This is a genomic window from Lentilactobacillus kefiri, from assembly GCF_009739535.1.
GTDB classification, from domain to species: Bacteria; Bacillota; Bacilli; order Lactobacillales; family Lactobacillaceae; genus Lentilactobacillus; species Lentilactobacillus kefiri.
The window spans coordinates 623,767-639,893 of sequence record NZ_CP029971.1 but is presented as its reverse complement, the minus strand read 5'-3'; the positions used below and the strand labels follow the sequence as shown (position 1 = coordinate 639,893).

Here is a 16,127-nt window from a genome sequence, read left to right as displayed (position 1 = left end):
CTACCTTAAATAAAAAATGGAGGTAATTCTATGGAGAATCAGGAACATACATATAAAAGTACTAAGCAGTTGGGATTTTTAGTCGTTTTGATGTTCGCCTTAGTTGCAATATTGTCATTTAAGCCAGCCTTCGCAAGCGGTGAGACTAGTTCTGATGCGACAACCAGTGAACTGAATACGAATTTAACCGTTCGGCCTTTTAAGCTGGGGAACACAACAATTGATCAAAATAATGCGCACCATTACGAAACCGCGCATTTTAACTTCTATTGGGGTGACTCTGACAATGCATCCAAGGTAACCCAATCATATTTAAAAGAAGCCGGAACCTTAATGGAGCAAATTTGGCAAGTATATATCGGTGAAATGAAAATGACCCCACCGGTATATGCAATTAACAAGCCATATAGTCAGCAGAAGCCATACAAAATTAACGTTTTATTGATTGACACCGGTTTTAAGGACTTACAACAGGGCTGGGCATACGCAGATAGAGATTCCCAATCTTATCCATACTTTGTTGCCCAAGTTGCCGCATTGACGCCTAACAAGGATTGGTGGGGCTCTGCGGTTCCTCATGAGTTCGGTCATGACTTTCAATTTGCTCAAGGTAACAACAGCTGGAATGACGGGATCTATTTAACAGCATGGTATGAGCCGGTGGCAAATTGGTTCAGAGAAGAATACGCCTACAGTGATGTTTATCGAAATTCAGGCAACCATTTAGGGACTTCTTTGAGTGAAATGTATCTCAGAGCAACGATGCTGACGCCGGTTAATGGACGGGCATTTTATGAAGCCTGGCCGTTGCTGTTATTCTTGCAACATAATCCGGATCACCTTGATATGTCTACAAATTTGATGAAGGCTTTGTTGACAAATGGTGATAAGAGCAACCCCAACCAGACGTTTTATCAAATTCTTCGGGCAAATACACCTAAAGTGGACCAAAAAACGCTCTTTGGTGATTATGCCAGTCGAGTTGCCAGCCTTGAATGGGCAGGGTCAGCCACAAAATCTTATTCTCCAAAAAAGTTGTATCAAACAGCCTTTAAGAAGTTGCTGAAAAACAGAAACTTATATTGGCAGCAATTCTACACACAAATGAATAAGGTATCCAAGACTTCAAACTTGTACAGAGTTCCGAATGAACGGGCACCACAAGGAAATGCCTTTAACGTGATTCAACTTCACCCTGAGTTTAAGAAGGGAAAATCCAGTACGTCTGTTGGTGTTAAATTGACTGGCTTATCCAAAAAGGCTGGAGCTGATTGGCGGGCAAGATTGATCGTTCAGCCTAAAGATGGATCTGCAGCAAAATATTCGTCACTATTTAAGAGCGGTCAAACAAAGTCCATTAAAGCTAAGACAAGCGACAAAGTTTATTTGAGTATTGCCGCAACGCCAAGTACGCAAGATATTGATGACAACACCTTTGGACTTCCAATTGATAGTGAAAAATTTACTGAAATGAACCATCCGTATAGCACGAAAGCTCGTTATCCTTATCAGATTCGATTGAGTCATGCCGCACCGGCAACCCGGCCAAACATTTCCACTAAGGGTATTAAGGGTCATCACACCAAACAGGGTGGCTTTGTTGCCAACACCGCATCGGTTTCCAAGACGGTCAAAGTATCCAAAGGCAGTGCTGTTTTGGGGAACGCTAAAGTTAGTGGCCATGTGAAGTTGACGGGTCATGCAACTGTTCGGGATAATGCAACCGTGAAGGGAAATGTTCGTCTATCCGGCCATGCGTTGGTTGAAGGGAAATCTAAAGTATCCGACAACGTCAAAGTAAAGGACTATGGGATTGTGGACGGCCAAGCAATTGTGTCCGGCAATGCCCAAATTACCAAGATGGCCATCGTTAAAGATGGTGCACATGTGAGTGACCATGCTGTCGTAACCGATAGTGCCCTTGTTTCTGGAAATTATTCTGTATTGGACCACGCCCGAATGGAGGGGATGGCAATTGGTGGCGGTGGTACAGGCAAATCTGAAAGTGGCCTTGCCGGAACTGCCGAAGCAACAGGTGATTTCTTCGATGACAGTGGTTACCTGGTCCAAGCTGGAACGCTGTCAGGTTATGAAGTAATCTCAACCTCATTGGATCAATATAAGAATGGCTACATCAATCCTAAAAACGCCAGTAAGTAAATTTGGTCAACATGAACAATTTTTAACTGCAACGCTACAATTGATACAAAATAAAACGGCTATCCAATTGGATAGCCGTTTTTTGTTGATAATTATTTTTGACGCAAAAAAACTAAATGCGTTTTAGTTGAATATGAATCGGCAAATTGATAATTTGGTGAATCAAACTGCTTTAGTTCGTCAATGTTAGTCACCTGATGTTCAGCCATAAATCGGACCATTTCCCCACGCGCCATTTTGGCAAACGTTGCCCGAGTCTTAATGTTGCTGTCAACCAGATGACCAAATGTGATGTTGATAAATTGATCATCAGTTTTTAAAAAGCGGGTAACGGTCTTCGAATATTCTTGGGATGCCAAGTTGATGATTGGCTGATCACCGATCAACGTTTGATAAATCCGGTCACCCCAATAGTCATACATGTTCTTGGCCGGAGGAATTGCTAATCTTGAATCCATGTCAAAGCGGTAGGGTGATACGCCGTCGAATGGTCTTAAAATGCCATAAAGGCCTGACAGGATTCGAAGATGGTCCTGCAAATAGTTCAGTGCATCTTCACTCAACAGATCCGGTGCCATATATTGGTACTGAATTCCTGAAAAGCTCAAAATGGCAGGCGTTAGTTGGTGCTCTAAGTCAATGTGCTTCAGTTGTTCATAGCTGGCTTGGGTCAGCTTTTCGCTGGCGTGCCAAAGTTTTTTGAGCTGTTCGTAATCAAGTTGGCGCAAGGCATTTAGAATTTCAGTTGCCTGGTCAAGATACACCGGCTTTGCTTGAACATCAAAGTCGTCTTGATTGACGATCATTTTTTTAGCAGGTGAAATAATCACTTTCATCATTAGTCATTCTCGTTAAGCCAGTGATCAAGCACACTAATAAATTCATCATGCTGATCAAGTAAGGCCAGATGGCGACTGTTGGCGAACAGATGCCATTTAGCACCAGGAATATGATCGTATACCGTTTTGGCGATTAATGGCGTACAGAGGTCGTCAGTACCGTTTGTGACCAGGACTGGGACGTGAATGTTCTTTAAATCATCGGTGACATCAAAGTCGCTGATTGTCCCATTTTCGGTAAATTCGTTTGGTCCTTCGGCAATTAAGCTGGCTCGCTTACCGTTGGTAGGTCGACGCAAAGGTTCCGGTGAATTTTCATCAGGATCGTCCCAGCAGTAACGCTCCATATAACGATCGTTGGCGGCCAAGTATTTGGGCCCGCTAAAATCGCCAGTTCGTTCTGCTTCGGCGATTGCCTGACGGTCTTCGTAGCTCAAATATTTGATCAGCCGATGCTGTTCGGCAATCCACAACTTAATTGAGGATGGCGATCCATCGATCATGACACTTTTGACGCCCTCTTGGCTGTAATGGGTCAGGTAGAGCATTTCCAGCATCCCGCCCCATGATTGGCCAAGCATATGTACTTCATCCAAATGCAGGTATTTTCTCAGGGCAATTAATTCTTCGGCCCAAGTTTCCTTCACGTAAATGGATTCGTCTTCTGGAAGAGAAGATTTTCCACAGCCAACTTGATCATACATAATCAGCTGGCGGCCGGTGTTGGCGTAATCATCAAGTAATTCAAAATAGTTGTGAGAAGAGCCGGGGCCACCGTGAATCAGCAGTAAGGGAGCTTTCCCAGGGGTCTTTTCACCAACAATTCGATAGTAAGTTTTGTAGCCTTTAAATGGCATGTAGCCTTCTTCAATCTTCATGAATGAATCATCCTTTCCATTATGAAATGTGTTATTGGCTTAAATTATACTCCTGTTAATGGTCAATTATTAGAGTGTCTTTAATAATATAAACAAAAAACGGCTGCGTGTCATTATCCACGCAGTCGTCGTTTAGCCAATTTAATTATTCGTTTATTAACTTTTCTCTCAGTTGATCGACGGATGTGTAAATCTCATCCGGGTTGAGCTTTTCGAGTTCCTTGGTTTTGGCATTAATCGACCAGGCAGCTGAGTAACATTTGATGCCGGCTTCTTGGCAGGCGGTCACGTCGGTTGGCGCATCACCGATATATGCCATATCTTCTTTGGTAACGCCAAATTGTTTGATGACGTCACCGAACTGCTTGGCTTTTATCGAGCCGTCGGGTGAACCGGACAGAACGGGTGAGAAGGAATCTGTCAGGCCAAGTGAATCAAGGCTGACTTGAAGGCTTTGTTTGCCTTTACCGGTAATCATTGGAGTAATGACATCGCGTTCGTGAAGTTCTTTGAGTAATTTTTCAATTCCTTCAAATGGGTGACGTAACTGAAGATGTGCCCGGCGATAGTTTTCATGGAAGCTTTCCAAAACTTCGTCAGAGTAATCGGGAATCAACTCTTTTAACATCCCAACTTCATTTGCTCCAAAAGTGGCAAGGATGACCTGGTTACTGATCCATTTACCAGTATAGTCGTGAACGGTTCTTCTAAATGAATCAAAGATAACCGGGAAAGTCTCGGCGACCGTTCCATCCATATCAAACGCAATAATTTTTTCCATTACTAATTTTGACCTACCTTTCGAAGTACATGACAAGAATTCTACCCCTGAACAGTGTCTTCCCCACAGGATTCATAAATGTGTCTATACAACCATTATCGGCTACTAAGTCAGAATATTCAAATGAATAAAAAAATCGCCAACTTGGAGTCGACGATTTATTAAGCAGGTTAAGTTATTATGCTTGCTTCAAGCCCAGCTTTTTGAGGCCTGGTAAAGTGATCATTGTGATAAAGCTAATCACATACAGGATTGACAGGAAGCCCATGACAACAGTCAATGAGTAGTTATCCATCAAGATTCCGATAACAACTGATGAGAAACCACCAACTGCCCGGCCAATGTTAACGATCACGTTGTTGGCAGTTGAACGAATCTCAGTTGGGTAAAGGCGGCTGATGACGGCACCGTAACCACCAAACATCCCGTTTGAGAAGAACCCAACGATGGCACCAATGATAAGCAGTGAAATAGTATTGTGAGCCAAAGTAATTGTGAAGACCATGGCTGCTGAAGCAATCAGGAAGATTCCAAATGCTCGGCGTGGTCCGAAGTAGTCAAGGATTGAACCGAAAGTAATCATTCCAAGGCTCATTCCGATGATTGTTGAAATCATCCAAAGTGATGAACCGGAAACGTTTAAGCTAAGTTGCTTTTGAACGATGATTGGCAGCCAGTTCATTAAGCCGAAGTATCCGGCAATTTGAACGGTGGTCATAATCATTAATGCAAAGCTTTGGTAAGCTAATTTGGGTGAACTGAACATGTATTTGAAGACGGCGCTGGTTGTTGATTCTTTCTTTTCTGCTTCAACTTTCTTTGCTTCAACGAATTCCTGAGTTTCGCTCAAGTGTCGACGTACGAAGTAGGTTAAAACAACTGGAACGATTCCAACAAGGAACAGTGCGTGCCAGCCCAGGTGAGGGATGACGATGGCAGCTGTGATGGCTGCTAGGATGGCACCGATTTGACCGCCGATTGCGGCAACCGATGTCATCTTTCCGATTTGATTTTTGTGGAATGATTCGGCAATCATTGAGATGCCGACACCATATTCACCACCGGCACCGATACCGGCTAAGAATCTTAATATGTAAATCAATGTAATGTTATTTGCAAAAGCCATCATTGCGGTTGCAAATGCAAAGATGAAGATTGTGTAGGTGAAGGTCTTTACCCGACAAAATCGGTCACCGATAAGACCAAACATAATCCCGCCAAATAACATTCCCAAGTTCGTGATTGAACCAATCAATCCGGCAGCGCCACCGCTAAGATGAAGTTGGCTGATCATTGAACTCATTGCAAAGGATAAAAATAGCACATCCATATTTTCCAATGCGAATCCAGAACTGGTAGAAGCAATTACCCATTTCTGATTCTTCGTAAAAGTATGGCTGTGCGTAAGTGTATTTGTATTTTCCATGTCCGTTCCTCCAAATGAATGCTCGCTGACATTCTTTATTTTTTGCTGTCAACATTATTACACGGATATGTTGGGAATGCAAGGCGGGCTATTAAAGATTCCCTACTTAAGTATTAGTTTGACAACCGCATATTTAGGCGGGCAAAAATTATCTCCTTGAACTCCTTTACCTAACGTGATAAAGTAATAAACAAATAAAAGAGCTTTAATTTGGTTCAGAGAGGCCAAAAGCGGACGACAAATTAATCAAAGAGTCCGTGATTTTGCAGGGATTAGTGCAGAGATGTGCTGAGTTCTACAGTCTCGGGCTCTTTTTCTGTAATCAACCAGGAGGGTAATTATGCGAGGACCGTTAATTGTATCACTTGATGTTTGGAATCGAGAAGGGCTGTTTAAGATTATTGACCAGTTTCCAACTGATGAAGGAATGACCGTTAAGATCGGCATGGAGCTGTTTTATGGTGAAGGACCTGAAATTGTTCAGGAACTGCTAAACAAAGGTTTCAAAATCTTCTTGGATCTCAAGCTTCAAGATATTCCCAACACCGTTAAAATGGGAATGATGCAGATTGGGCGAATGGGGGTCACTTATACGACTGTCCACGCCCTTGGCGGTTCGGAAATGATTGCCGCAGCCAAGGAAGGCTTGGAACTGGGGAGTGAAGAAGCTGGTGTTCCGACACCCAAGTTACTCGCAGTTACCGAGTTGACCTCAATTACAGAAGACGCTTTGGAAAATGAGCAAAACTGTAAGTTGGATATGGTTGACCAAGTTGTGTCCCTTGCCAAATTAGCAAAGCGATCAGGTGCCGACGGTGTTATCACTTCACCACTTGAAGTGAGTTCATTGAAGGAACAGGTTGGGGATGACTTCCTATATGTAACCCCAGGAATTCGACCAGCCAACTTCCCCAAGGATGACCAGTCACGGACTGCAACTCCTAAGCAGGCTGCCGAGTACGGTAGTTCAGCTTTAGTTGTCGGCCGGCCAATCATCCGAGCTGAAGACCCAGTTGCCGCATATCACAAAATGTTGGAGGAATGGAATTATGCAAACTAATCAAATTATTCAATCATTAATTGATAACCAAATTGTCAGTATCAACCTTGAGAAACCATTTAGATATGCAAGTGGCATTTTATCACCTATCTATACAGACTTCAGATTAACAATTTCCATTCCATCATTAAGAGACATGATTGCTGATGGATTGGCTGAAAACATCAAGAAAAACTATCCGGATGCAACGGTCATTGGCGGAGTTGCCACAGCTGGAATTCCCCATGCCGCATGGGTTGCTGAACGACTTAATCTGCCCCTGATCTATGTTCGGGCAAAGCCAAAGGATCATGGTGCCGGAAAGCAGATTGAAGGTCGGATTTCCAAGGATGACAAAGTTGTTTTGATCGATGATTTGATTTCAACTGGCGGCAGTGTTCTGGGAGCTGTTAAAGCAGTTCGCAATGAAGGCGTTAATGTGATTGGCGTGGCTTCCGTATTTACATACGGCTTGCCGGATGCCGACAAGAACTTCGCCGATGCCGACACCAAGCTGGTTCCATTGCTTAGTTACGCTGATCTGATTGCGCAAGGTCATAAAGAAAACAAGTTCTCAGATGAAGAATATTCACGTTTATCAACTTGGCACAAAGCCCCTTGGGACTGGACAAAACGGGAGGAAGCAAATGCAAAATAATATCTCACTCGCCTCACATATTGGCGACTATCAATTCGATAATTTACTGTTAAATGCGGCTGGAGTTCGTTGTTCAACTACTGACGAACTTAACAAAACATTGGATTCAATGGCCGGTGGCTGTGTTACCAAGAGTGCCACTCCGGAAGAACGGGCCGGAAACGAAAGCCCACGGATGAAGGCATTGCCACTTGGAAGCATTAACTCAATGGGATTACCCAACCACGGAATTGATTATTATTTGAAATTTGCCGAAGAAAGTTCAAGAAAGCTCATTCAACGGCTTGACCGAACTGAATCTCTCATGCCCAAACGTTGCCGGAAAGTCACAAGTCGGTTATGACTTTGACGCTGTCCGGGATGTTTTAACTGCTACTTTCAAGTTCTTTAAGAAGCCGCTTGGCTTGAAGCTGCCACCTTACTTTGATTTCAATCAATTTAATGGTATCGCTGAAGTTCTCAATGATTTCCCGGTTACCTACATTAACGTTATCAACTCAATTGGTAACGGTCTGGTCGTTGATCCGGAAACTGAATCAGTTGTTATCAAGCCTAAGGGCGGTTTTGGCGGTCTTGGTGGTGACTATGTTAAGCCAACTGCATTGGCTAACGTCCGTGCTCTTCGTCAACGTTTGAATCCAGAAATTCCCATCATTGGGACCGGTGGTATCAAGTCTGGAATGGATGTTTTCGAACATGTCCTCTGTGGTGCCAACTTGGTTCAAATTGGAACTGCATTTGGTTATGAAGGAACACCAATCTTCGAACGCATTTCCAAAGAATTAAAAGAAATTATGGATAAAAAAGGTTATAAGACTCTGGATGATTTCAGAGGAAAACTGAAGACAATTTAAGTTTTAATAAGGGTCAAGCCAGAAATGGCTTGACCCTTTTTCATCTCCGTGGTTATTTATCTGCGTTACAATTAAACCAACAACATTCCCGAAAGGAGTCATCATATGCCAGCAGCTAAGTTACCCGATCATATTGAAGTGATTGGTGGAAAAGTGAATAATTTAAAGAATATTAACGTTAATATTCCCTTACATAAATTTGTCGCGATTTCGGGACTTTCAGGTTCCGGGAAGTCTTCTCTTGCGATGGGAATTCTCTATTCAGAAGGTGCCAGACGTTATCTTGACTCATTGGCCACCTACACTCGGCGACGAATCAGTCAAGTTGGCCGGGCTGATGTTGATTCGGTTAAACACATTCCGTCTGCGCTGGCATTACGTCAGCGGCCAACGGTTCCCGGTGCCCGTTCGACTGTCGGGACGATGACTGAAATCTTTAACGTTTTGCGGCTCATGTATTCCCGTCTTGGATCACCTAAGTGTCCAAACGGCCATCAAGTTCCACCAACGATTAAGATTGCCGAAGCGATGGACGTGATGGGTGACCAAATGGGCGTGATTACCTGTCCAACTTGTGGCGTTAAATTTCATGCGTTCAGTGCTGAAGACTTTGCCTTTAATTCGGATGGTGCCTGTCCTAAGTGTGAGGGATTGGGAATTACCAAACAAATTGACCCGGATACCTTGATTGGTGATGAAAGCAAGACGATTCGTGACGGTGCCGTGGCAGCTTGGCGGACACCGGGCCGAAACTTTATGCCAATTGTGGCGCAGGCTGCCGGCGTAAGAATCGATGTTCCTTACAATCAATTAACCGACAAAGAAAAAGACATGGTCCTGCATGGTCAGCAAAAGCACTATGCCATTGATATCCCCAGCAAAAACGGCCGGGTCTTTCATATGGACAACGCTTTGTATGAAAATGCCTATAACGCCATTGAAGATAGCATGAAGACGACTAAAAGTGAGATCGCATTGAAACGGCTGAACCGCTTCTACCGTTTCTTCACCTGCCCAATGTGTCATGGTACCCGAATCAATCCCAGCCGATTAAGTCAGTTAATTGATGGGACGAATATTGCCCAGGCAAGTCACATGCCAATTGGTGAGCTGCCGGCATTTGTTGAGCGAATTAAGAAGTGGCTTCCGGATAACATGCAAAAATTGGCCAACAATTTGACCACTGAATTGTTAAATCAAACTCAGCCATTGCTTGATTTGGGACTGGACTATTTGACGATGGATCGGGCCGGTGCTTCGCTTTCAACCGGCGAACTTCAACGAATTCAGCTTGGCCGGACATTAAGAACCCAGACGACTGGTGTCTTGTATGTTTTGGATGAACCCTCAGTAGGGCTTCATCCGGACAATGTTTCAGGCTTGATTAAAATCTTTCATCAACTGGTTGAACAGGGTAATTCACTGGTCGTTGTTGATCATGAGACGGCTATTATCAATTCTGCTGATTATATTATTGAAATCGGACCAGGTTCCGGTGTCAATGGCGGTCAAGTCATCGACCAGGGGACGCCCGCCCAGATTCGTCAAAGCAGTCATTCATTAATTGGACCGTTTCTGACGGGTAAAGCGCAGTTAATGACCCGTCAGGTTTCCAATGAGGATGTATTTGCCAAAGGGTCCATGACGCTGACGATTAAGCAGCGCTTTAATTTGAATAACGTGACTGCCGACTTTCCAATTAATCGCCTGATTGCGGTTACTGGATTTTCCGGAGCCGGTAAAACGACGCTGGTCTTGGATGGCCTGCTGGATGCCTTTAACGCCAAGTTCCATAACCATTCATTGCCAAGCTATATTGGTCAATTTGAACCGGGGAAAATGAAACACATTGTCAGTGTTGATGCGACACCTGTTGGTAAGAATGCCCGATCAACTCTGGCCACTTATACCAATATTATGGATAATTTACGAAAAAAGTTTGCCCAACTGCCCGATGCCAAAAAGCATCACTATACCCCAAGCTATTTTTCCTATAATAACAAGCAGGGGGCCTGTCCATCATGTGGTGGAACCGGTGAAATCTCACTGGATATTCAATATCTGCCGGATATGGTTGAGACTTGTCCAACGTGTCACGGGAAACGGTTCAACCAGGATATTTTGAAAATTAAATGGCAGGGGATGTCGATTGCCGACGTTCTTGACTATGATGTTGATCATGCAATTAAGCTTTTCAAAGACGATGAATCAATTTTGAAAACCCTTCAGGTTCTCCAGCAAATGGGGCTGGGATACTTACATCTTGGTGAAGCAACGCCAAGTCTTTCAGGTGGTGAAGCTCAACGATTAAAGCTGACATCTCACATGAAGAGCCGCCAAAATGACACACTGTTCATATTTGATGAACCAACAGTCGGCCTGCATCCACTGGACGTGCATGTATTGCTGAAGGTATTTTCACAACTGATCGACCAAGGGGCAACGGTCTTAATGATTACTCATGATTTGGATTTGATGGCCAATGCGGACTACCTGATTGACATGGGTCCCCGCGGTGGAGATCAGGGTGGCCGAATTGTTGCCAAGGGCCGACCGCAGGATTTAATTCAAAATCCTCAAAGCTTAACCACAAAGTACTTGGCTGAACATTTTAAGAAATTTGATTCAAAATAAACTCGATTGTTTTTGAGGAGGAGCTTACATGACTGATTGTGTGTTGGGCATTGACCTGGGAACGAGTTCCGTGAAGGTCACTGCCGTTACCAGAACTGGTAAAATTATTGCTCAAGAGCAAATGGACTTTCCGATCAGCCAGCCCCAACCAGGATATGCTGAGCAGGATCCTGAAGATTGGGTCAGTGCCACAACTGTTTCAATCGTGCGGTTAATCTTACAAACAAGCTCAAGCCGGAACAGATTGTTGGTGTTAGCTATTCCGGTCAGATGCACGGTCTGGTGTTATTGGATAAGCAGCAGCGGGTTATACGGCCAGCGATGCTCTGGAATGACACCAGGTCTTCCAAGCAGCGCCAGGAAATTATGGCCAAGATGGGTCACCGGTTTGTGGAAATTACCCATAATCAACCGCTGGAAGGTTTTACCCTGCCTAAACTATTGTGGGTTAAGGAAAATCAACCAGAAATATTTAAACAGGCTGAAACAATGCTGCTGCCAAAAGATTATTTGCGTTTTCGAATGACAGGCAAGCTGGCGATTGACTATTCGGATGCAACTGGAACTGTTATGTTGGATGTGAATACCCAAACTTGGAGTCAAGAAATCCTTGATGCGTTTGAAATTCCGAGAACCCTGTGTCCGCAACTTGTTCGTTCCGTTGATGAGACGGGTCATATTGATGACTGGTATGCCGGCTACTCTGGTTTATCCACCAATACCCAAACATTTGCCGGTGGCGCTGATAACGCTTGTGGCGCGGTTGGTGCTGGCATCGACAGTCCTAATAAAGTGTTATCCAGTATTGGGACTTCAGGCGTGATTTTAAAGTATGAACCCCAAAAAGAAACCAATTATGATGGGGTTCTCCAATACGAAGATCATGCCATTCCGGATGCGTATTATTCGATGGGAGTCACATTAGCAGCCGGCTATTCACTCAGCTGGTTCAAAAAGACATTTGCTTCTGAGGAGGACTTCACTGAAGTCGTTCAAAGTGCTTCCAAGTCTTCTGTTGGGGCAAATGGGCTTTTGTTTGCGCCATACATTGTTGGGGAACGAGCTCCCTATGCCGATCCTGACATTCGCGGCAGCTTTATCGGCGTCGACAGCAGTCAGAAGCGTCATGATTTTGTCCGGGCAGTGTTGGAAGGCATCACCTTTTCCTTTAAAGATATTCTTGATTTGTACGAAAAGAAGGGCAATCAATTTGATACAGTTGTGTCAATTGGTGGTGGCGCTAAGAGCCCGCTGTGGCAGCAGATTCAAGCCGATGTTTTTAATGTAAGAGTGATCTCTTTGAAAAATGAACAGGGCCCAGGACTGGGTGCTGCCATGATTGCGGCAGTCGGTATGAAATGGTTCAATAATTTCCACGAATGCGCTCAAACCTTCGTTCATTTTAAAGATGTCTTTTTACCGCAGCCGGACAATGTTGCCAAATACCAAAAGCTACACAGGATTTATCAAAAAATTTATCCAAGTACAAAAGAAATTAGTCGCGATTTAGTGAATTTTCGTCGTGAAAACAGGGATTAACAATCTTTATAAGCCATCCGAAAATGGATGGTTTATTTTTTTATCCAAAATCAGTGACACAGTGTCACTGATATGTTATTCTTAATTCATCAAGAAAAGTGACACGATGTCACTAATGAAAAATCATTTTAATAATAATGGAGGAACAAATTATGAACATCAAATTAATTGCGGCAATCATCACTATTTCCCTGGCACTGGTCTTTTATACAATCGGCGTTTTCTCGGAACGAAAGGCCGGTTCTCTCAGACTCAAGCAAATTCTGTTCTTTGGCATGGGATTGGTATTTGATACTACCGGAACAACGATCATGTCTTCGATTGCCAGCTCATCCAGCGCTGCCACGCCTGCTTTACATCTGGTCACCGGCGTTGCGGCAATTGTCCTGATGGCATTTCATTTTCTTTGGGCAGCGTATGTGCTTGGGGTGGGCAGTCAGAAGTCCAAAACCAATTTCCACAAGTTTAGCTTGGTTGTCTGGATGTTTTGGTTAATTTCATATGTGGCCGGCTTGGTTATGGGGATGACCAGCTAAGAACGCACAAAAAAATCCGCTCAATACGAGCGAATTTTTATTATGATGCTATTTAACTTTAATATCTCGTGTAAACGCGGTTTAAACTATGTGAGTGTTGACCGAGTAATTTGAAATAAATCTTGTGATGATTGTAGACTTTGATTTTCATGGCCTTTTTAATCCCACTAGCTGGGGCGTTATCATACATTCGACCAACAATAGTGTAGATTCGGCCGGACTTTGAATACTTGGTTTTGAAAATTGATTCCCGACGAATGCCATGGACATCGTTATAAGTTACATGGTGGCCGCGAATACTTAATGTGCTGTGGCCTTTAAATCGACCGGATCCACTAATATAACTGGACTTCCATTTGCCATGTAATGCAGCTGGTGTCCCATAATGAACTGCTGCTTGAGTAGAGTGGACTAAGAACATCCCGCTAAACAGCAACAACAAACTTGCGATAACCCCAACAAAGATTTTACGTATCTTCACGCTGATTTCCTCCAATAAATAATACAGTTTTTTGGAACAAATTCAGCATAGCACAACACGGTAAAAGCGGATTAAAATTTCAGAAATTTGTTATTTCCAGCTGACTTTGTTAATTGTTGTCAGCATTGGCAAGTGCCATACTGCGTTGATGCAGGTAGGTAACACCACCAAAAACAATGGTCCAAACGATGGCACCGACAGCTCCGATAATGTCTTCAGGGATGAAGAACAATGTGACGAAGATAATAGCGAAGAAGGCGATTGTCAGTGGGCTGGTGAAATTGTACCATAGCATCTTAAAGCCATCCGGCAGAAAGTCACTTGATTCACGATATTTCCGGTGAGCAATCATTGCCAAGGCATACACGATGATGTACATGTCGTTTGATGAACCAGCGACGATGGTAAAGACTGACGCGGTGGCATTGGTTAAGCTCATCAGTGGTGTGATGAGAAGGCACAGAGCGGAAAAGGTGATGGCAGCGGCAGGTACACCATTCTTGGAGATCTTGGCGAAATGGCGATTCATGAAGCTGTCCTTTGGGGTTTCTGTTGCGAGCTGGTAGAAATGGCGACCGGCTGAGAAGATAAAACTGTTTAATGAAGATGAAGCAGATGTCAAAACAACAAAGTTAATAATGGCAGCTGCTGCAGGGAATCCGGCCAGCTTGAATACTTGAACGAATGGGCTGCTGGCAGGAGTCAAATGAGTCCAAGGAATGATTCCCATGATAACGATCAGGGCACCAAAATAGAAGATTAAAATTTTGAGCAGCGTTTCATTAACGGCTTTTTTGATAATTCGATGTGGCGTTTCGGCTTCACCAATGGTGATTGAAACAAATTCGATTCCTTGAAAGGCGAAGAAAACCATTGGAAAGGCTGAAATGAAGCTTAAGCCGCCGTGTGGGAACATGCTGAAGTTCTGGAAAATGTTTTGAACTGAAGCATGGCCAAGTGGGGTTACTGAATGACTGAACATCATAAAGACACCGGTCGCAATCAATGCCAGAATGGCAACGATTTTGATGAGGGCGAACCAGAATTCGGCTTCACCAAAGACCTTTGCGGCAATTAAGTTGACACATGCCAAAGTTCCCAAGAAGACTAATTGGATAATCCACGATGGAATGTTTGGAAACCAAAATTGAACGTATGTAGAGATGGCAGTGATTTCAGCCATCGCACAAAACGATAGGCCCAACCAGTAAGTCCAGCCGGTAAAGTGACCGACTGTCGGTCCAAGATAACGGGTGATGAAGAAAACAAAGGTGTGTTGTGATGGATCGGAATAAAGCATTTCACCAATTGCCCGCATCATTAAGAAGAAAAAGATACCTAAAACTAAATAAACTAATAATATTGATGGACCGGTTTTACTAATGGTTGTTCCTGAACCTAAGAACAGCCCAGTTCCAATCGTGCCTCCGATTGCGATCATTTGGACGTTGCGATTGCTTAATGAGCGCATCGTGCCGTCGGCATTTTCGGTTACTTCATTTTTTTGCATTAAAAATCTTCCTCTCTGTAAAATGGTTAACTCAATTAGAGGCCTCTAATTAATTTGCCATTATACTAACACCACCGTGTGCGATTTCGATGGTTTTGGGAGGAAGTTTTCACATCATTTTGTGATTTTGATTATTTTTTCATGAAAATAAGGCAGAAGTACCAATTTGCCTATGAAAATAAAAAACTTTTTTCAAGTTGTTCTTACTTGTCATCTTCAGGTAACTTGAGTGGCCGGGGCCCGATATTCGTTGTAAAAGTAACGTTTGTATGACTGTAACCAAAGTCTTTCAGAGAAGCATTGAATTCATTCAGTTCAGTCATAGTCTTATAGAAGACCTTTAACTGAACCGATGCATCCCCAGTAATATAGTTACATTCCACCACGTTGGGAATCTTCGAAATGAATTCGACGAACTTGGGCATTTCAACATAGCTGACATCGATTCGAACAAATGCTTTGATGAGATAGCCCAGCTTTTCATAGTTCACGTTGGCAGTGTAGCCATTAATGAAACCGTGACTTTCAAGATTCTGCAAACGGACGGACGCCGAGGGAGCTGAAATGAAACATTTTTCAGCGATGCTTTTGACAGAAGCCCGGCCGTCTTCTTGAATGATGTTTAAAATTTTGCGATCTAATTTGTCCATTCGAATTCTCCTTAAAATATTTTGCGTACATTATACCATTCAGGACAATACCAGCTGCTGTGGAAGTATTCACGAATTTAAATTAACAGTTGAGTGGGTGCATGCAATCACGTACAATAGTTACTGTTCTGCTTAGAATCAG

Annotated in this window: 12 protein-coding genes and 2 pseudogenes; 7 read left to right on the top strand and 7 right to left on the bottom strand. The window is 43.4% G+C overall.

The genetic code is table 11. The features are described 5' to 3' along the window. The first annotated feature begins 30 nt into the window (after positions 1-30). Positions 31-2,160, top strand: coding sequence for a polymer-forming cytoskeletal protein (locus tag DNL43_RS03335; RefSeq protein WP_156644996.1), 2,130 nt, complete (start codon positions 31-33; stop codon positions 2,158-2,160). A 92-nt stretch (positions 2,161-2,252) separates the two neighbouring features. On the opposite strand, the gene yaaA is transcribed toward DNL43_RS03335, so the two are convergent. The 4 genes from yaaA to DNL43_RS03315 all read right to left on the bottom strand — a co-directional run bounded on the left by yaaA (position 2,253) and on the right by DNL43_RS03315 (position 6,084). Continuing rightward, entirely contained in the window at positions 2,253-2,996 is a 744-nt protein-coding gene (gene yaaA / locus DNL43_RS03330; protein ID WP_056981896.1) for a peroxide stress protein YaaA, read from the bottom strand. 2 nt (positions 2,997-2,998) lie between these two features. Then, positions 2,999-3,877 (bottom strand): proline iminopeptidase, encoded by an 879-nt coding sequence (pepI, locus tag DNL43_RS03325; RefSeq protein ID WP_054769452.1) that lies wholly within the window; start codon positions 3,875-3,877, stop codon positions 2,999-3,001. Positions 3,878-4,022: 145 nt separating this feature from the next. Next, positions 4,023-4,658: an HAD family hydrolase gene (locus tag DNL43_RS03320; protein ID WP_179286789.1), complete on the bottom strand. Its 636-nt coding sequence runs from the start codon at positions 4,656-4,658 to the stop codon at positions 4,023-4,025. A gap of 178 nt (positions 4,659-4,836) precedes the next feature. Then, on the bottom strand, positions 4,837-6,084 hold the full coding sequence (locus tag DNL43_RS03315) for an MFS transporter (RefSeq protein ID WP_056981867.1): 1,248 nt from the start codon (positions 6,082-6,084) through the stop codon (positions 4,837-4,839). Between the two features lie 340 nt (positions 6,085-6,424). Here DNL43_RS03315 and pyrF point away from each other — a divergent pair, with 340 nt between their 5' ends. The 6 genes and pseudogenes from pyrF (at position 6,425) to DNL43_RS03285 (ending at position 13,344) form a co-directional block, all read left to right on the top strand. Continuing rightward, positions 6,425-7,144, top strand: a complete 720-nt coding sequence (pyrF, locus tag DNL43_RS03310; RefSeq protein WP_054769454.1) for an orotidine-5'-phosphate decarboxylase — start codon at positions 6,425-6,427, stop codon at positions 7,142-7,144. Further along, the gene (pyrE, locus tag DNL43_RS03305; protein ID WP_054769455.1) at positions 7,134-7,781 is read left to right on the top strand and encodes an orotate phosphoribosyltransferase; all 648 of its coding nucleotides are present in this window, start codon (positions 7,134-7,136) and stop codon (positions 7,779-7,781) included. Before pyrF ends, pyrE begins: the two co-directional genes overlap by 11 nt. Then, positions 7,771-8,635 (top strand): annotated as a pseudogene (locus tag DNL43_RS03300) (dihydroorotate oxidase). The gene pyrE and the pseudogene DNL43_RS03300 overlap by 11 nt, the downstream one beginning before the upstream one ends. Positions 8,636-8,740: 105 nt before the next feature. Further along, the gene (locus DNL43_RS03295) at positions 8,741-11,269 is read left to right on the top strand and encodes an excinuclease ABC subunit UvrA (RefSeq protein WP_056981868.1); all 2,529 of its coding nucleotides are present in this window, start codon (positions 8,741-8,743) and stop codon (positions 11,267-11,269) included. Positions 11,270-11,297: 28 nt separating this feature from the next. Then, positions 11,298-12,808 (top strand): annotated as a pseudogene (xylB, locus tag DNL43_RS03290) (xylulokinase). Positions 12,809-12,960: 152 nt separating this feature from the next. Then, positions 12,961-13,344 (top strand): HsmA family protein, encoded by a 384-nt coding sequence (locus DNL43_RS03285; RefSeq protein ID WP_054769459.1) that lies wholly within the window; start codon positions 12,961-12,963, stop codon positions 13,342-13,344. A 58-nt stretch (positions 13,345-13,402) separates the two neighbouring features. On the opposite strand, the gene DNL43_RS03280 is transcribed toward DNL43_RS03285, so the two are convergent. The 3 genes from DNL43_RS03280 to DNL43_RS03270 form a co-directional block, all read right to left on the bottom strand. Next, positions 13,403-13,825 (bottom strand): hypothetical protein, encoded by a 423-nt coding sequence (locus tag DNL43_RS03280; protein WP_056981871.1) that lies wholly within the window; start codon positions 13,823-13,825, stop codon positions 13,403-13,405. A gap of 109 nt (positions 13,826-13,934) precedes the next feature. After that, the gene (locus DNL43_RS03275; protein ID WP_056981873.1) at positions 13,935-15,335 is read right to left on the bottom strand and encodes an amino acid permease; all 1,401 of its coding nucleotides are present in this window, start codon (positions 15,333-15,335) and stop codon (positions 13,935-13,937) included. A gap of 203 nt (positions 15,336-15,538) precedes the next feature. Then, positions 15,539-15,985 carry an Lrp/AsnC family transcriptional regulator gene (locus DNL43_RS03270; RefSeq protein ID WP_056981875.1) on the bottom strand — a complete coding sequence of 149 codons (447 nt, stop codon included), beginning with the start codon at positions 15,983-15,985 and terminating at the stop codon, positions 15,539-15,541. Positions 15,986-16,127 lie beyond the last annotated feature (142 nt).

What these genes read in the sequence shown, in the direction of transcription:
- yaaA (WP_056981896.1), bottom strand. Translation starts at nt 2,996, where the DNA reads ATGAAAGTGATTATTTCACCTGCTAAAAAAATGATCGTCAATCAAGAC.
- DNL43_RS03320 (WP_179286789.1), bottom strand. Translation starts at nt 4,658, where the DNA reads ATGGAAAAAATTATTGCGTTTGATATGGATGGAACGGTCGCCGAGACT.
- pepI (WP_054769452.1), bottom strand. Translation starts at nt 3,877, where the DNA reads ATGAAGATTGAAGAAGGCTACATGCCATTTAAAGGCTACAAAACTTAC.
- DNL43_RS03315 (WP_056981867.1), bottom strand. Translation starts at nt 6,084, where the DNA reads ATGGAAAATACAAATACACTTACGCACAGCCATACTTTTACGAAGAAT.
- DNL43_RS03270 (WP_056981875.1), bottom strand. Translation starts at nt 15,985, where the DNA reads ATGGACAAATTAGATCGCAAAATTTTAAACATCATTCAAGAAGACGGC.
- pyrF (WP_054769454.1), top strand. Translation starts at nt 6,425, where the DNA reads ATGCGAGGACCGTTAATTGTATCACTTGATGTTTGGAATCGAGAAGGG.
- DNL43_RS03335 (WP_156644996.1), top strand. Translation starts at nt 31, where the DNA reads ATGGAGAATCAGGAACATACATATAAAAGTACTAAGCAGTTGGGATTT.
- DNL43_RS03295 (WP_056981868.1), top strand. Translation starts at nt 8,741, where the DNA reads ATGCCAGCAGCTAAGTTACCCGATCATATTGAAGTGATTGGTGGAAAA.
- DNL43_RS03275 (WP_056981873.1), bottom strand. Translation starts at nt 15,335, where the DNA reads ATGCAAAAAAATGAAGTAACCGAAAATGCCGACGGCACGATGCGCTCA.
- pyrE (WP_054769455.1), top strand. Translation starts at nt 7,134, where the DNA reads ATGCAAACTAATCAAATTATTCAATCATTAATTGATAACCAAATTGTC.
- DNL43_RS03285 (WP_054769459.1), top strand. Translation starts at nt 12,961, where the DNA reads ATGAACATCAAATTAATTGCGGCAATCATCACTATTTCCCTGGCACTG.